16 protein-coding genes and 6 tRNA genes are annotated in these 13493 nt (G+C 72.1%); 9 read left to right on the top strand and 13 right to left on the bottom strand.

Annotated elements, in window-relative coordinates:
- Nucleotides 1–44: 44 nt before the first annotated feature.
- A tRNA-Val gene (locus ACIBK3_RS38615) sits at nucleotides 45–116 on the bottom strand.
- A 78-nt stretch (nucleotides 117–194) separates the two neighbouring features.
- A complete protein-coding gene (locus ACIBK3_RS38620) occupies nucleotides 195–647 on the bottom strand; it encodes a TIGR02611 family protein (protein ID WP_399372580.1) in 453 nt (150 codons plus the stop codon).
- A gap of 191 nt (nucleotides 648–838) precedes the next feature.
- Here ACIBK3_RS38620 and ACIBK3_RS38625 point away from each other — a divergent pair, with 191 nt between their 5' ends.
- Nucleotides 839–1252 (top strand): SsgA family sporulation/cell division regulator, encoded by a 414-nt coding sequence (locus ACIBK3_RS38625; protein ID WP_004002642.1) that lies wholly within the window; start codon nucleotides 839–841, stop codon nucleotides 1250–1252.
- A gap of 292 nt (nucleotides 1253–1544) precedes the next feature.
- A complete protein-coding gene (locus tag ACIBK3_RS38630; RefSeq protein WP_399372581.1) occupies nucleotides 1545–2105 on the top strand; it encodes a CGNR zinc finger domain-containing protein in 561 nt (186 codons plus the stop codon).
- Nucleotides 2106–2198: 93 nt separating this feature from the next.
- On the opposite strand, the gene ACIBK3_RS38635 is transcribed toward ACIBK3_RS38630, so the two are convergent.
- Together ACIBK3_RS38635 and ACIBK3_RS38640 are read right to left on the bottom strand one after the other, a co-directional pair.
- Nucleotides 2199–2381 (bottom strand): hypothetical protein, encoded by a 183-nt coding sequence (locus ACIBK3_RS38635; protein WP_399372662.1) that lies wholly within the window; start codon nucleotides 2379–2381, stop codon nucleotides 2199–2201.
- A gap of 148 nt (nucleotides 2382–2529) precedes the next feature.
- The gene (locus ACIBK3_RS38640; protein ID WP_399372582.1) at nucleotides 2530–2976 is read right to left on the bottom strand and encodes a hypothetical protein; all 447 of its coding nucleotides are present in this window, start codon (nucleotides 2974–2976) and stop codon (nucleotides 2530–2532) included.
- A 310-nt stretch (nucleotides 2977–3286) separates the two neighbouring features.
- Between ACIBK3_RS38640 and ACIBK3_RS38645 the strand changes: the two genes are divergently transcribed.
- On the top strand, nucleotides 3287–3808 hold the full coding sequence (locus tag ACIBK3_RS38645) for a DsbA family protein (protein ID WP_399372584.1): 522 nt from the start codon (nucleotides 3287–3289) through the stop codon (nucleotides 3806–3808).
- A gap of 3 nt (nucleotides 3809–3811) precedes the next feature.
- Here ACIBK3_RS38645 and ACIBK3_RS38650 read toward each other — a convergent pair whose 3' ends face one another.
- The 3 genes from ACIBK3_RS38650 to ACIBK3_RS38660 form a co-directional block, all read right to left on the bottom strand.
- Nucleotides 3812–4636, bottom strand: a complete 825-nt coding sequence (locus ACIBK3_RS38650) for a GNAT family N-acetyltransferase (protein ID WP_399372585.1) — start codon at nucleotides 4634–4636, stop codon at nucleotides 3812–3814.
- Nucleotides 4637–4707: 71 nt separating this feature from the next.
- Entirely contained in the window at nucleotides 4708–5529 is an 822-nt protein-coding gene (locus tag ACIBK3_RS38655) for an aminotransferase class IV (RefSeq protein WP_399372586.1), read from the bottom strand.
- The gene (locus ACIBK3_RS38660) at nucleotides 5526–6581 is read right to left on the bottom strand and encodes a chorismate-binding protein (protein WP_399372587.1); all 1056 of its coding nucleotides are present in this window, start codon (nucleotides 6579–6581) and stop codon (nucleotides 5526–5528) included. The genes ACIBK3_RS38655 and ACIBK3_RS38660 overlap by 4 nt, the downstream gene beginning before the upstream one ends.
- Nucleotides 6582–6760: 179 nt before the next feature.
- Between ACIBK3_RS38660 and ACIBK3_RS38665 the strand changes: the two genes are divergently transcribed.
- From ACIBK3_RS38665 to ACIBK3_RS38685, 5 genes are all read left to right on the top strand, one after another.
- Nucleotides 6761–6833 (top strand) — tRNA-Gly (locus ACIBK3_RS38665).
- A 38-nt stretch (nucleotides 6834–6871) separates the two neighbouring features.
- A tRNA-Cys gene (locus ACIBK3_RS38670) sits at nucleotides 6872–6945 on the top strand.
- A 1-nt stretch (nucleotide 6946) separates the two neighbouring features.
- Nucleotides 6947–7018 (top strand) — tRNA-Val (locus tag ACIBK3_RS38675).
- Nucleotides 7019–7058: 40 nt separating this feature from the next.
- Nucleotides 7059–7130 (top strand) — tRNA-Val (locus ACIBK3_RS38680).
- Between the two features lie 33 nt (nucleotides 7131–7163).
- Nucleotides 7164–7235: transfer RNA gene (locus ACIBK3_RS38685), tRNA-Val, on the top strand.
- 71 nt (nucleotides 7236–7306) lie between these two features.
- On the opposite strand, the gene ACIBK3_RS38690 is transcribed toward ACIBK3_RS38685, so the two are convergent.
- The 4 genes from ACIBK3_RS38690 to ACIBK3_RS38705 all read right to left on the bottom strand — a co-directional run bounded on the left by ACIBK3_RS38690 (nucleotide 7307) and on the right by ACIBK3_RS38705 (nucleotide 9559).
- Entirely contained in the window at nucleotides 7307–7591 is a 285-nt protein-coding gene (locus ACIBK3_RS38690) for a zf-TFIIB domain-containing protein (RefSeq protein WP_399372589.1), read from the bottom strand.
- An 81-nt stretch (nucleotides 7592–7672) separates the two neighbouring features.
- Entirely contained in the window at nucleotides 7673–8671 is a 999-nt protein-coding gene (locus tag ACIBK3_RS38695; RefSeq protein WP_399372591.1) for a phosphotransferase family protein, read from the bottom strand.
- Nucleotides 8672–8889: 218 nt separating this feature from the next.
- On the bottom strand, nucleotides 8890–9087 hold the full coding sequence (locus tag ACIBK3_RS38700; RefSeq protein WP_030670594.1) for a hypothetical protein: 198 nt from the start codon (nucleotides 9085–9087) through the stop codon (nucleotides 8890–8892).
- A gap of 196 nt (nucleotides 9088–9283) precedes the next feature.
- Nucleotides 9284–9559: a hypothetical protein gene (locus tag ACIBK3_RS38705; protein WP_399372593.1), complete on the bottom strand. Its 276-nt coding sequence runs from the start codon at nucleotides 9557–9559 to the stop codon at nucleotides 9284–9286.
- 196 nt (nucleotides 9560–9755) lie between these two features.
- Here ACIBK3_RS38705 and ACIBK3_RS38710 point away from each other — a divergent pair, with 196 nt between their 5' ends.
- Entirely contained in the window at nucleotides 9756–11294 is a 1539-nt protein-coding gene (locus tag ACIBK3_RS38710; protein WP_399372656.1) for a protein kinase, read from the top strand.
- Here ACIBK3_RS38710 and ACIBK3_RS38715 read toward each other — a convergent pair.
- Both ACIBK3_RS38715 and cobA read right to left on the bottom strand, forming a co-directional pair.
- Complete coding sequence (locus tag ACIBK3_RS38715; protein ID WP_399372594.1) at nucleotides 11261–12079, bottom strand: TrmH family RNA methyltransferase; 819 nt, start codon at nucleotides 12077–12079, stop codon at nucleotides 11261–11263. The two genes, ACIBK3_RS38710 and ACIBK3_RS38715, sit on opposite strands and share 34 nt — an antisense overlap.
- Nucleotides 12080–12152: 73 nt before the next feature.
- A complete protein-coding gene (cobA, locus tag ACIBK3_RS38720; RefSeq protein ID WP_399372595.1) occupies nucleotides 12153–13385 on the bottom strand; it encodes a uroporphyrinogen-III C-methyltransferase in 1233 nt (410 codons plus the stop codon).
- Nucleotides 13386–13493: the final 108 nt, after the last annotated feature.

Below are 13493 nucleotides of genomic sequence, written 5' to 3' on the forward strand. Positions count from 1 at the left end.
GGCGGCCCGTCCGCTTCTCTCGCAGACGGGCCGCCGTATCCGGGTGGGCGATACTGGGTTCGAACCAGTGACCTCTTCGGTGTGAACGAAGCGCTCTCCCACTGAGCTAATCGCCCGGGCGCACGAAGAACATTACCGCATGTCAGGGGGTGCGGGTGACCGCCGGCAAGCGGCCCGCGCACCCCCGCCGCGGATCACTGGTCCTTGATCTTCCAGGGCATCACGAGACCGAACTTCCAGAGGTAGACGCCGACGATGGCGGCCACGATCACCAGGCCGACCGACGTCAGAATGATGTTGCGCCGCCGCACCTTGGGATCCAGGGCACGCTGGGCCGCCTCGGTGACCTTGCGTTTGGTCCAGCGCAGCACCAGCTGGGCCCAGACGAACTCGGTCGCCCAGATCGCCATGCCGCCGAAGATCACCACCCAGCCCGGTCCGGGCAGCGGCAGCATGATGATGCCGAGGACCACGACCGCGAGCCCGATGACGAAGATCCCGACCTGCCAGCTCAGGTGCAGCATGCGGCGCGCCTTGATGAATTCGGGCGCCTTGGAGCCGAGCCCCTGCTCGCCCGTCGGTCCGTCCACCTTCGCCCCGTCCGCCGCCACGGCAACCTTGCCCGGCTCGTCACTCCCCGTATTCATACGGCCAAACCCTACCGGACAGAAACCAGTCACCGGAATGGTCGTACCGTGCGAACACACTCTCGGCCGGAAGAGTTACGTAAAGGCACGCAAAACACTCAGAGGGGTTTACAACGGCACCGTAGGTGGCATGTCGATTTCGCCGACGTGCGAATCCCCGAGCGCACACTGAGCGAAAGGCCCTGGCGCTTATGAACACCACGGTCAGCTGCGAGCTGCACCTGCGCCTCGTTGTGTCGAGCGAGTCCTCCCTGCCTGTCCCCGCAGGCCTGCGGTACGACACGGCCGACCCCTACGCCGTGCACGCCACCTTCCACACCGGAGCCGAGGAGACCGTCGAGTGGGTGTTCGCCCGCGACCTCCTCGCGGAGGGCCTCCACCGGCCCACCGGAACCGGCGACGTCCGTGTCTGGCCGTCGCGCAGTCACGGCCAGGGCGTCGTCTGCATCGCCCTGAGCTCTCCGGAGGGCGAGGCCCTGCTCGAGGCCCCGGCGCGGGCCCTGGAATCCTTCCTGAAGCGCACTGACGCCGCCGTGCCGCCCGGCACGGAACACCGGCACTTCGATCTCGATCAGGAGCTCTCGCACATCCTGGCGGAAAGCTAGGGGGCGAGACCGCACAGAGCCGCCCGGCGCCGTCCACTCGGGGAGACGGCTCGGGCCCAGACAACCGCATACGGCACACGCCGGCGCCGTCGCCGCGGATCCTCGCGGGGCGGCGCCGGTGCGCGTGCTTTCCGGCTCCTGAGGGGCGGCTTCCGCCGACCGGCACCGGGAACGGGCGGATACTTCCGCCGCCCGGCAGCGGGAACGAGCGGATACTGACACTCCCTGCGAGCCGTTACCATCGGCCAGCATCGGCGGGCGTGCGCCCGACCCCCAGGCCAGGGAGCGAAACGTGCTGATCACCCACGACACCCGGTGCGCCCTCGACACCGTGGTGGATCTGGTCAACACGGCGCCGGAGGACGACACGACGCCGGACGGGCTGCAGGATGTCGCGGCCCTGGAGAATTTCGTACAAAACCACAAAATGAGCGACGTCGGCGTGCTCTCGGAATTCGATCTCTCGGCGGTGCGCAAGATCCGCGGACGGTTCGCCGCGGTCTTCGCCGCCCCGGACCCCCGGACCGCCGCCGGACTGATCAACGAGCTGGTCGCCGCCGCGGGCACCACCCCGCGGCTCACGGACCACGACGGCTACGACTGGCATGTCCACTACTTCGCGCCCGGCGCCTCCGTCGCCGACCACCTGGCCGCCGACTGCGGGATGGCGCTGGCGTTCTTCGTGGTGGCCGGTGAGCAGGAACGGCTGCGCCGCTGCGAGGCGCCCGACTGCCGGCGTGCCTTCGTGGACCTCTCCCGCAACCGCTCGCGACGTTACTGCGACAGCCGCACCTGCGGAAACCGGCTCCATGTGGCCGCGTACCGGGCGCGGCGCAAGGAAGCGGCGAGCTGATACCCGGTCGTTGCGGCCGATCCGGTCCGCCTGGACGTCACAGCGATGTCGACGCGGCCCCCGGCGGGTGACGCCGGAGACCGCGAGTACGGCTCAGAGCAGCAGCAGATCGTGCAGCGCAGCCATGAGCAGGAGACACCCGATCACCGCAAGGAAGATCATCAGCGGTGGCTGGGAAAGGGCGAAGAGGCACCCGCGCGGCTCGTCCTGAGGTGGCGCGGCGTCGCTCTGTTTCGTGTCCAGCATCTCGCGGCGATGATGACGCAGTCCGCGCACGCCACGCGATCAACACGCCCGTAATGAGCGGGAGTTCGCAGTATTCCGTGATGTCCCGTTCGGGTAGTGATCATTTCCGGGCGGGCGGGGACCTGTCTGTGACGTTTCAGTCGTCATGCGGAAGTCATATGCCACCGCACCGGCCAGGTCATATGCCGTGCTTCTTCAAGATCGCCTCGATGTCGCTGAAGTCGTCGGCCGCGGACTCCTTGCGCGGCCGGCTCGCGGGCTGGGCCGCCGGGCGGGTGGCCGGGCCCAGGGAGGGCGCCGAAGCCGCCGGGGCCACCGCCTCGCGCCGGGCCTCCTTCGCGGCCGCCCTGCGCTCCTTGCGGGTACCGCCTCGGCGGCGCTCCACCGCGCGCGTGGTCATGAACAACAGCCAGGAGACACCGAGCACCCCGAAGCCGGCCCAGGCCGTCAGGCTGAAGGCGCTGTCCGCGACCCACTTGACGACACCGGTCATGACCAGACCGACGGGAACGAGCGAGTAGGCGGCGATGCGGGTGGCCGCCAGGAAACGCTTGCGGTACGCCGTGACCGCCGCGATACCCAGGCCTGCCACGGCGACGGCGGAACAGACGGTCTCGGCAATCATCCGGTCCTCCAGGCAGGGCTCAGTCGGCACGGGCCGCTTTCGTCCCTTCCATCCTGCACCCGTCACACCCGGACGGGCCATGCTCCGGCCGGACATCAGGGACATCTCCGGGTCGGCTCCTCCGCAGGTGCCGTACGAGCCGTGAACCGTACGACTCGGGATGTGCCGCATGTGCCACGACCCGGGAAGCCTGAGCGGTCGAGCCGTACGACTCGGGCTGCCCGAGCGTATGCGCCGTAGGCCTCAGGCGGCCCGCGTGACCGCCCGGTTCCGATTGGGTCGTGGCGCGCCGGGCTGGGAGACTGGGGACATGAGCGACTCCTCCCCCGCCCGCCCCGCGGCCCCCGTTCTCGACGTCTGGTGCGACCTGCAGTGCCCGGACTGCCGCAGCGCCCTGGACGACCTCCGGGCCCTGCGCGCCCGCTACGGCGAGCGGCTCGAGCTGCGTCTGCGGCACTTCCCCCTGGAGAAGAACCAGCACGCCTTCGCCGCCGCCCAGGCCGCCGAGGAGGCCGCGGAGCAGGGACAGGGCTGGCCGTACGTCGAGGCGGTGCTCGGCCGGGTCGAGGAGCTGGACCGCGCCGGGGAAGCCTTCCTGATCGAGGCCGCCCGGGAACTCGGCCTGGACGCCGAGGAATTCGACACCGCGCTGATCGACGGCAGGCACATCCTGATCGTGGACGCGGACCAGGCCGAGGGCAAGGCGATCGGCGTCACCGGCGCGCCCACCTATGTCATCGGCGGCGAGCGCCTCGACGGCGGCAAGAGCCAGGAAGGGCTGCGGGAGCGCGTCGAGGAGATCGCCGACCGGCTGCTGGCCGGGGGCGCGTGAGGTTCAGAGCAGGTCCTTGTAGAAGTGGTGGGTGAGCGTCCGGTAGCCGAGGGACTCGTAGAGCCGCTCGGCCGGGGTGTTGCCCGCGAAGACGTTGAGACGGATACCGGTCCATCCCGAGGCCACGGCCTGCGCCTCCGCCAGAAGCATCAGCGTCCGGCCGTGTCCCCGGCCCCGGTGCGCCTTCTCGGTCTCGACGTCGTAGACGAAGCCCATGCCCTCTCGCTCCGCCACCCACAGCGTGCCGACCCGGGTGCCCTGGTGTTCCAGGACGCTCACGAGCACTCCCTCGGTGGTCGGGCCGTCCGGCAGCAAAGTGGCGTAGTCCCGTTCGGCCTTGGCGCGTGCCTCGGCCTCGGGCACTCCGCGCGAGATCCAGCTCTGCGCGTAGGCCTCCTTCCCGTGCTCCAGCCAGGCGTCGTACTCCGTCGGGGTCAGGGGACGGCCACGGCTCCCGGCGGCCAGTTCCGGCGCGTGGGCGCCGAGTGCCTTGCCCATCAGACGGTTGCGTACGACGTATCCGAGGGCGGTCGCCGCCCGCAGGGCCGCCTCGGCCTCGGCGGGCACCGACACGTCGATCCGCTTGCAGCCCCAGCCGCGCGCCACCTCCTCGGCGGCGAGAGCGGCCACCGTCCCCCGGCCGCGCCGGCGGTCCGGCTCCTCGATGTGCAGGTCCAGGATCCGCGCGACCGCGTCTCCGAAGGACGGGGACGTGTCGAGGTGTATCCGGCCGACGGGACGGCTGTTCACGCATACCTGGTAGCGGCGTGAACGCGTTCCGCCGGCACCGTGCTGAAGCGGCTCGGTCGGCCGCAGAGTCGTGGTCATCAGGGGTGTTCTACCCATCACGGAGGCTCGCGTCAGCCCATTTTCCCGCACGCCCGTGGGTCTCGGCCGTCCTACGGATCCTGGTCGTGCCCCGACCGCTCGGCGAAGATCCGCATGGCCTTGGCGGTCACCGGGCCCGGGGCGCCCGGCAGTTCGCGGTCGTCGACGCGGTGCACGGCCTGTACGTCCCGGAGCGTGGAGGTCAGGAAGACCTCGTCCGCACGCCCCAGGATCTCCAGCGGCAGGTCCGTCTCCCTGGCCCCGGTCCACTCGGCCGCCAGGGCGCGGGTGATGCCCGCGAGGCAGCCGGAGGCGAGCGGCGGGGTGTGGATCTCGCCGTCGAGGACGACGAAGACGTTGGACCCGGTGCCCTCGCAGAGCTGTCCCACCGTGTTGCCGAACAGCGCCTCGGAAGCACCGTGTCGGCGGGCCCTGGCCAGGGCGACGACGTTCTCGGCGTACGACGTCGTCTTGAGGCCGGCGAGCGCGCCGCGTTCGTTGCGGGTCCAGGGGACGGTGATCACGGCCGTGGAGTCCGGGCGCCACGTGGACTCCCCGAGGGCGACCAGGAGGGTCGGTCCCTGGTCGCCGCGGTCGGAGCCGAGGGGGCCGTAACCGCCGGTGTAGGTGATGCGCAGGCGGCCGAGCGGCATCGGTTCGGCGGCCAGGACGGCGGCGCAGGCGCGGCGGACCTCGTCGAGGTCGGGGTCCGGCAGACCGAGGCCGCGTGCGGAGCGGGTCAGCCGGTCCAGGTGCCGGGTGAGCGCGAACGGCTTCCCGTCGACCGTCTTCACCGTCTCGAAGACGCCGTCGCCCACGGTCAGCCCGTGGTCGAGGGCGGAGACACGGGCGGACTCGATGTCCCGCAGCCCGCCGTCGAGCCAGATCTTCACGTCGGTCCCTCTCCGTTCGCCTCGTACTGCCCCGAGTACTCTCCCGACGCTACCGCGAGCAGCCGGGACGCCTTGAGCTCGGTCTCCCGCCATTCGGCCTCGGGGTCGGAGCCCCAGGTGATGCCGGCGCCGGTTCCGAACCGCAGCGCACCGTCCGCGCGGTCGATCCAGAAGGTGCGGATGCCCACGGCCAGCTCACCGGTGCCGCGGTCGGCGTCCACCCAGCCGATCCCGCCGCAGTACGGCCCCCGGGGCGCGGTCTCCAGTGCCTCGATGATCCGCAGCGCGCTCGGCTTGGGCGCCCCGGTGACCGAACCGGGCGGGAAGGCGGCGGCCAGCAGCTCCGGCCAGCCCGCGCCGGCGACCAGCTCGCCCCGTACCGTCGACACGAGATGGACCAGGCCGGGATGCTTCTCCACGACGCACAGGTCCGGGACGGTCACACTGCCGGTGGCGCACACCCGGCCCAGGTCGTTGCGGACCAGGTCCACGATCATCACGTTCTCGGCGTAGTCCTTGTCCCGCAGGTCCGCCTCCGTCCGACCGGTGCCCTTGATCGGCCCGGAGAGGACCGTACGGCCGTCGCGGCGCAGGTACAGCTCCGGGGAGGCGGTGGCGATCTCCACCCCGTGCGCGGGCAACCGGATCGTTCCCGCGTACGGCGCCGGGTTGCCGCGCGCCAGCAGGGCGGTGAGGGCGTCCACGTCCGCGCCCGGGTCCACGGGCGCGGACAGCACGCGGCACAGGTTGGCCTGGTAGACCTCCCCGGCCGCGATGTACGCGCGGATACGGGTCACCCCCGCCTGGTAGGCGGCCCGGTCGAGGGAGGAGACCCACTCGTCGGCGGCCGGCCCGCGCCAGGCCCCCGGCACCGGGGCCGGAACCGGCCGGTGATGTACGTCACGGAAGCGGGCGCAGGTCAGCCGGCCCTCGAAGTCGGCGGCCACGGCCCAGAAACCGGTGGAGTCCAGAGCGGCGGGGTCGCGGGTGACGTCGAGGAGCCCGGAGGCGACCCGGTCACCGAAACGGGCGAGAGGAGGCAGGTGGAGCACGCAGCCGAGTCTATGGCGGGTGTCCTGGGGGTGACCTGGTGTTGTCCCTCCGGGCCCCGCGCCCACCGCTGTGAGCAGGCGCAGCGCAGCACGCTGCGCAAACGCGTTTTTGTACTGGCCCCGGAATCCGCTAGAGTTCAACACGTCGCCGGGACGCGCACGCGAACCGGAAACGACAAGCGGACGTAGCTCAGTTGGTAGAGCGCAACCTTGCCAAGGTTGAGGTCGCCAGTTCGAACCTGGTCGTCCGCTCGCAGGAAGTGGGGGATCTTCCCGACCCCCGCACTCCTGGTGGAGTGGCCGAGAGGCGAGGCAACGGCCTGCAAAGCCGTCTACACGGGTTCAAATCCCGTCTCCACCTCCAAGGACGATTAGCTCAGCGGGAGAGCGCTTCCCTGACACGGAAGAGGTCACTGGTTCAATCCCAGTATCGTCCACTGAAGCCCTCGGGCTTCTGGAGCCGCGAGGCTTCGACCCGCGCGATTAGCTCAGCGGGAGAGCGCTTCCCTGACACGGAAGAGGTCACTGGTTCAATCCCAGTATCGCGCACGTGGTAGCCGTGATCCTCGGGTCACGTCCCGAGGACGATTAGCTCAGCGGGAGAGCGCTTCCCTGACACGGAAGAGGTCACTGGTTCAATCCCAGTATCGTCCACAGAGAAAGCTCCCGGCCGATCGGCCGGGGGCTTCTTCGTGCGCCGGCCGGCCGGAGCCGACCGGCTGCCGTCAGCTCGAGAACAGCATGTGGCCGAAGCCGCGGTTGTGATGACCGCCGTGGTGGCCGCCGTGGTGGCCGCCGTGCGGGGCGCCCCAGGCGGGAGCGGCCGGGTACTGCGGGGCGGCCGGTGGGGGCGGGACGGCGGGGCCGCCGCCCCACTGGGACTCCAGGCGGGTCAGCGCCTCCAGCTCGCCGTAGTCGAGAAAGATGCCGCGGCAGCCGCTGCACTGCTCGATCTGGACGCCGTTGCGGTTGTACGTGTGCATCGGCGCATGGCACTTCGGACACTGCATGGTCGGCTCAACTCCTCGCCGGTCGGTCCTGCTACGCGTTTCGCCAGGACAGACTCCCGTCCGGCTGCGGTCGGTTGCACCTTACGTCGGGAAACCTCGCGGCACGTCCGGCAGGGCGGAACCCATGCGGTCGCAGGCGTCGACGAGGGCCTGCTCCACGTCGTCCAGCGGGCGGTCCGCGGCGATGGCCTTGGCGATCGAGCGGGCGGCGGTCTGCACGGCGAGGGCGCGGGCCGGGACGTCCAGTGCGGGCCAGGGGTCGCCGTCCGCGGGGACGGCCGGGCCGCCCGCCGTGCGGTAGGCGGTGAGGAAACGGGTCCAGTCGTCGGGCGCGAGCAGTCCGCAGGCGAACCATGCGGCCGGGCGGGCGAGGTCCCAGGCCGGGACGCCGAGACCGAGGTCGTCGACGTCGATCAGCAGCCAAGGGCCGTCGGGGGCCGGGTGGCGGACGAGTTGGCCGAGGTGGAGGTCGCCGTGGCAGAGGGTGGTGGTGTCCGGCATGGGGGCATCGGCGCGGGCCCAGGACGGGAGGGTGGCCCAGGCGCGCAGAACCGGGCGCGTGGCGGGGTGGGCGCCGGCGGTACGGAGACGGGCCACGGCGAGGGCGGCCTTGGCGGGGCCGCGCATGGGGGGAAGCGGGGTGGTCGGGGCCGGGGCGCGGTGGAGGCGCGCGAGGAGGGTGGCGGCGGCCTCCCAGGGGGCCGCGTCCGGATTGTCCGGGTCCACGGGAGTGCCGTACGGCCAGAACGTGACGAGTCGGCCGTGCAGGGTGACGGGCGTGGGACTGAGCGGGGGGAGGAGGATGCCGGGGAGGTGGGTGGCGGTGATGAGGCGGCGGGTCAGTTCCGGGGGGACCGTGTCCGGGGCGTGGGCCTTGGCGACGGTGTGGGCGTGACGGACGACGGTGGCGTCGGGGCGGTCGGCGAGGGTCGTGGTCGACTCACCGGTTGTCGCTTCGCCTCGTACTCCGACTCCGTCCAGTGTTCCGTCCGGGGCTCCGCACGGGCAGGCCGAGGTCGTCGCGTGGGCCTGGGCCGTGGCTCGGGTCTTGAGCTCGGTGAGGAGGGGGGTGGTGGTCAAGGGACTCCTCGGGCGGGCGGGTTGCTCGTCCGTGAGGGTACGCAGGTCTTCGGGGGCCGGGGCCGCGAGGGCGCGATCGCCGGCTCGGCGCACAGCAATGCCGGCGCAGCTCCCCAGCTGCGCCGGCATTTTGTGCCGTCCGCCGCACCCCCGTCCCCACGGGGTTTCATGGGTGGATGTCCCCGCCCGGACCGCTCTTCCGGGCCTGGGGTCGCCGCTCAGCGCCCCAGCATCACGCCCACGGACGACGCCTGTGTGGCCACTGTCTCCCACCCGTCGAAGACGAGGAGGAGCAGTGCCGCCAGGGGAAGGGCCATGAGTGTCGCCACCAGGGGGTGGCGGCGGCCTGTCCGGCGGGGGCGGAGCGCGATGCGCTCCTGGGTGCGGACCAGTGTCCGCGGTGCCGTCAGAGCCATGGTCCCTCTCCTGACCGTCTCGTTGTCGTTGGCAGCGGCGGGTGTCTGACCTCGGGGGACGAGTGCTGCACCCGCCGCTTGACCTCAAATCTAGGCGTCCGGCGCCTCGCGGGCGTCATGCCCTCGTACCGATTGCCGGGCCTCCCGGAGGATGAGCCATGACCTGCGGCGTACTCCCCTGGGTGGAGACGACGTTCTAGGTCTCAGGGTCTTCCCGGAGGGGGCGTCCGGAGTGCCCCGATGTTTCCGAGCTGTCCTCCCGCGGGACCGGCTGCTCGACCAGTGCCAGCACCCGGTTCGCCATGAAGCGGGCCGTACGCACCACTGTCCCGTTACGCGTGACTTCGCTCACTTCCACGACACCTCGGCGTACCGCTGTCTCCACCCGGCGGCCCGCCCTGCTCGCCACCACCTCGTAGGTACGTGTCGTGTCCCCGGCGTCCACGACTATTTCCACGCGATCACCCTTCACGGGTTCAATCCCCCTTCTGTGACGGGTCGTTGAGATCACGCGAACGGCGAAGCAGGCCTGTTCGCGCGGCCCCTGACCACTCTTCGAGTCTCCCACCCGGCACTGACAATCCATCGGGCCGAGAGGGCGCGGCCTCTGCGCGCGGCGGGCCGTGGAAACGTAAGCTGTGGCACGTCACACGGACCGGGCAGCGGGGATGAACATGGCGATGATGCGCCTGAGGCGCGAGGACCCGCGCGTCGTCGGCTCGTTCAGGCTTCACAGACGGCTCGGAGCGGGCGGGATGGGCGTCGTCTATCTCGGCTCCGACCGCAAGGGGCAGCGGGTCGCACTGAAGGTGATCCGGCCGGACCTGGCCGAGGACCAGGAGTTCCGCTCGCGGTTCGCGCGCGAGGTCTCGGCGGCGCGGCGGATTCGCGGCGGGTGCACGGCACGGCTCGTCGCGGCGGATCTGGATGCCGACCGGCCGTGGTTCGCCACGCAGTACGTGCCCGGGCCCTCCCTGCACGACAAGGTCGCCGACGAGGGTCCCCTGGGCGCGGCCGACGTGGCCTCCGTGGGGGCCGCGCTGTCCGAGGGGCTCGTCGCCGTGCACGAGGCCGGTGTCGTGCACCGGGATCTCAAGCCGTCCAACATCCTGCTGTCCCCCAAGGGGCCGCGGATCATCGACTTCGGTATCGCCTGGGCGACCGGGGCCTCGACGCTCACCCACGTCGGCACGGCGGTCGGCTCCCCCGGCTTTCTCGCGCCGGAGCAGGTGCGCGGCGCCGCCGTCACCCCGGCCACGGACGTGTTCTCGCTCGGGGCGACCCTGGCGTACGCGTCGATGGGCGACTCGCCCTTCGGGCACGGCAGTTCCGAGGTGATGCTGTACCGCGTGGTGCACGAGGAGGCGCAGCTGCACGGAGTGCCGGACGCGCTCGCCCCGCTCGTGCGGGCGTGCCTCGCCAAGGATCCCGAGGAGCGGCCCAGCACGCTTCAGCTGTCGCTGCGGCTGAAGGAGATCGCGGCCCGGGAGGCGCAGGGGCTCGCGGAACTGCGTCCGCCGGCGCAGCGCGCCGCGGAGGCGGACCGGCCCACCGGACGGATCGCCGACACCTATCCGGAGCGGGCGGCGCAGCGGCGGCCGCTGGGGCCGTCGAGCGGCGGACCGGGTACGCAGGGCGCTCCGGGCACCCAGGGCACTCCGCCGCCGCGAGGCGGGTCCGGGTCACGCGGGTCCGGGCCGGTACGGGGTGGCACGCCGTCGCGTGGTGCGGGCCCCGCACGGGGCGGCGGCGCCAACGGCACGCGCGGCAGCGGGACACCGTCCTCCCGGTCCGGGGCGCGGCCCACGCCGTCCTCGCGGAACACCGGCCGCAGCGGGAGCCGTCCGGCGCCGCGCAGCGGTGGGGGGCGTCCGGCGTCCAGGAACACCGGGACCGGGCGGCGGCCGGCCAATCCGCGGCTGCTGCGTCAGCGGCTGGTCGTGTTCGTCGTGGTCACGCTGCTCGTGGCCCTCGGCATCGCGGCGGCCCAGGGTTGCCAGGGGCCGTCGCGGGGACTCGGCGGCGACCCTGGCGTCGTACGGGAGCAGCGGCCGGAGCGGGTACGGGTACCGGCGGACCATGAGCCGTCGCAGGGGCAGTTGGTGTCCCAGCGGTACGAGTCGACGCCGCATCGGGACGGCCGGGCGACCCGGGCTGCCCTCACGAGCGTGCCTCAGAGCTCGGGGCGGCCGGTGGCCACCGCGTAGAAGGCGACTGCGGCCGCCGCGCCCACGTTGAGGGAGTCGACGCCGTGGGCCATGGGGATGCGGACCCATTCGTCGGCGGCGACCAGGGCTTGGGTGGACAGGCCGTCCCCTTCGGCGCCGAGCATCAGCGCCACCCGGTCCATCTTGTGCGGGGCGGCCTCGTCGAGGGTCCTGGCCTTGGCGTCCGGGGTGAGGGCGAGCAGGGTGAAGCCGGCCTCGCGGACCGACTCCAGGCCCTTGGGCCAGGTGTCCAGACGGGCGTACGGCACGGAGAAGACCGCGCCCATCGAGACCTTCACGCTGCGGCGGTAGAGGGGGTCGGCGCAGTCCGGGGAGAGCAGGACGGCGTCCATGCCGAGTGCGGCGGCCGAGCGGAAGATCGCACCGATGTTGGTGTGGTCGTTGACCGACTCCATGACCACGACCCGGCGGGCACGGCGGAGGAGGTCGGCCGCCGTGGGCAGGGGCTTGCGCTGCATCGAGGCGAGCGCGCCGCGGTGCACGTGGTAGCCGGTGACCTGTTCGGCGAGCTCGGGGCTGACCGCGTAGACCGGGGCCGGGAGTTCGTCGATGACGTCCCGCATGACGTCGACCCACTTCGCGGACAGCAGCATGGAGCGCATCTCGTACCCGGCGTCCTTGGCCCGCCGGATGACCTTCTCGCCCTCGGCGATGAACAGGCCCTCGGCCGGCTCGCGCTTGCGGCGCAGTTCGACGTCGGTCAGGCCCGTGTAGTCGCGCAGGCGCGGGTCGTCGGGATCCTCGACGGTGATGAGATCGGCCACAGGGTGATACTGCCTTGTCCTGGGTGTGGTGCCAACGGCTGGGAACGGGAGTGTTACCCCGGGTTACGCGTGATCACACCGATGGTGGCGGACCGACCTGCACGACCTCGCCGATGACGATGACGGCCGGCGGCTTCACGTCCTCGGTCCGTACGGCCTCGGCGACGGTCGCCAGCGTGGCGTCGACCCGGCGCTGCGCGGCCGTCGTGCCTTCCTGGACGAGGGCGACGGGGGTGTCGGCCGGCTTGCCGTGCGCGATCAGGGTCTCGGCGATCCGGCCGATCTTGTCGACGCCCATGAGGACGACGAGGGTGCCGGTCAGCTTCGCGAGCGACGGCCAGTCGACCAGGGAGCGCTCGTCGTCCGGGGCGACGTGGCCGCTGACCACCGTGAACTCGTGGGCGACCCCGCGGTGGGTGACCGGGATCCCGGCCGCGCCCGGGACCGAGATCGAGCTGGAGATGCCGGGGACGACGGTGCAGGGGATGCCGGCCTCGGCGAGCGCCTGGAGCTCCTCCATGCCACGGCCGAAGACGTACGGGTCGCCGCCCTTCAGCCGGACGACCGACTTGCCCTGCTTGGCGTGCTCGATCAGCGCGTTGTTGATGGCCTCCTGGGCCATGAAACGGCCGTACGGGATCTTCGCCGCGTCGATCACCTCGACGTGCGGGGGGAGTTCGGCGAGGAGGTCCCGTGGGCCGAGGCGGTCCGCGATGACGACGTCCGCCTCGGCGAGCAGGCGACGGCCGCGGACGGTGATCAGGTCCGGGTCGCCGGGGCCGCCGCCGACCAGGGCGACGCCGGTGGTGCGGGTGCGGTGGTGCGGGGCGACCAGCGTGCCGTCGCGCAGGCCCTCGACGACCGCGTCGCGGATGGCGGCGGTGTGGCGGGGATCGCGGCCGCGGGCGCTTGTGGTGAGGACGGCGACCGTGACGCCCTCGCTGGTGCCGGTGGCCGGGGTCCAGGCGGTGGCGGCCTCGGCGTCGTCGGAGCGGACGCACCAGACGCGGCGGGCCTCCGCCTCGGCGGAGGCCCGTGCGTTCGCTTCGGGGTCGCTGGTGGCGATCAGGGCGTACCAGGCGTCGGCGAGGTCGCCCTCGGCGTACGGGCGCCGGCGCCAGGCGATCTCGCCCGCGTCCGCCATCGCCTCGACGGAGGGGGTGGCCTCGGGGGATACGAGGAGGACGTCCGCGCCTGCCGCGATCAGGGCCGGGAGGCGGCGCTGGGCCACCTGGCCGCCGCCGAGGACGACGACTCGGCGGCCGGTGAAGCGGAGGCCTACGGGGTAGGCGGGGTGTTCGGCCATGAGGGTGCGGCTCCTCTTGGGGCGGTGCGGTGCGGTGGCCCTGACGTGCGGATTTTACGGGGCTGTGGGGTGGGGTGGCTCAGGCGGCCCACTGGTCGGGCGTTGCCG

Origin of the sequence: Streptomyces sp. NPDC050287 (assembly GCF_044459385.1) — a bacterium.
Lineage (GTDB): Bacteria > Actinomycetota > Actinomycetes > Streptomycetales > Streptomycetaceae > Streptomyces.

Bases quoted from the DNA above. Each gene is read 5' to 3' on its own strand.
- ACIBK3_RS38620 (WP_399372580.1), bottom strand. From the start codon at position 647: ATGAATACGGGGAGTGACGAGCCGGGCAAGGTTGCCGTGGCGGCGGAC.
- ACIBK3_RS38625 (WP_004002642.1), top strand. From the start codon at position 839: ATGAACACCACGGTCAGCTGCGAGCTGCACCTGCGCCTCGTTGTGTCG.
- ACIBK3_RS38640 (WP_399372582.1), bottom strand. From the start codon at position 2,976: ATGATTGCCGAGACCGTCTGTTCCGCCGTCGCCGTGGCAGGCCTGGGT.
- ACIBK3_RS38645 (WP_399372584.1), top strand. From the start codon at position 3,287: ATGAGCGACTCCTCCCCCGCCCGCCCCGCGGCCCCCGTTCTCGACGTC.
- ACIBK3_RS38650 (WP_399372585.1), bottom strand. From the start codon at position 4,636: ATGACCACGACTCTGCGGCCGACCGAGCCGCTTCAGCACGGTGCCGGC.
- ACIBK3_RS38690 (WP_399372589.1), bottom strand. From the start codon at position 7,591: ATGCAGTGTCCGAAGTGCCATGCGCCGATGCACACGTACAACCGCAAC.
- ACIBK3_RS38700 (WP_030670594.1), bottom strand. From the start codon at position 9,087: ATGGCTCTGACGGCACCGCGGACACTGGTCCGCACCCAGGAGCGCATC.
- ACIBK3_RS38710 (WP_399372656.1), top strand. From the start codon at position 9,756: ATGAACATGGCGATGATGCGCCTGAGGCGCGAGGACCCGCGCGTCGTC.
- cobA (WP_399372595.1), bottom strand. From the start codon at position 13,385: ATGGCCGAACACCCCGCCTACCCCGTAGGCCTCCGCTTCACCGGCCGC.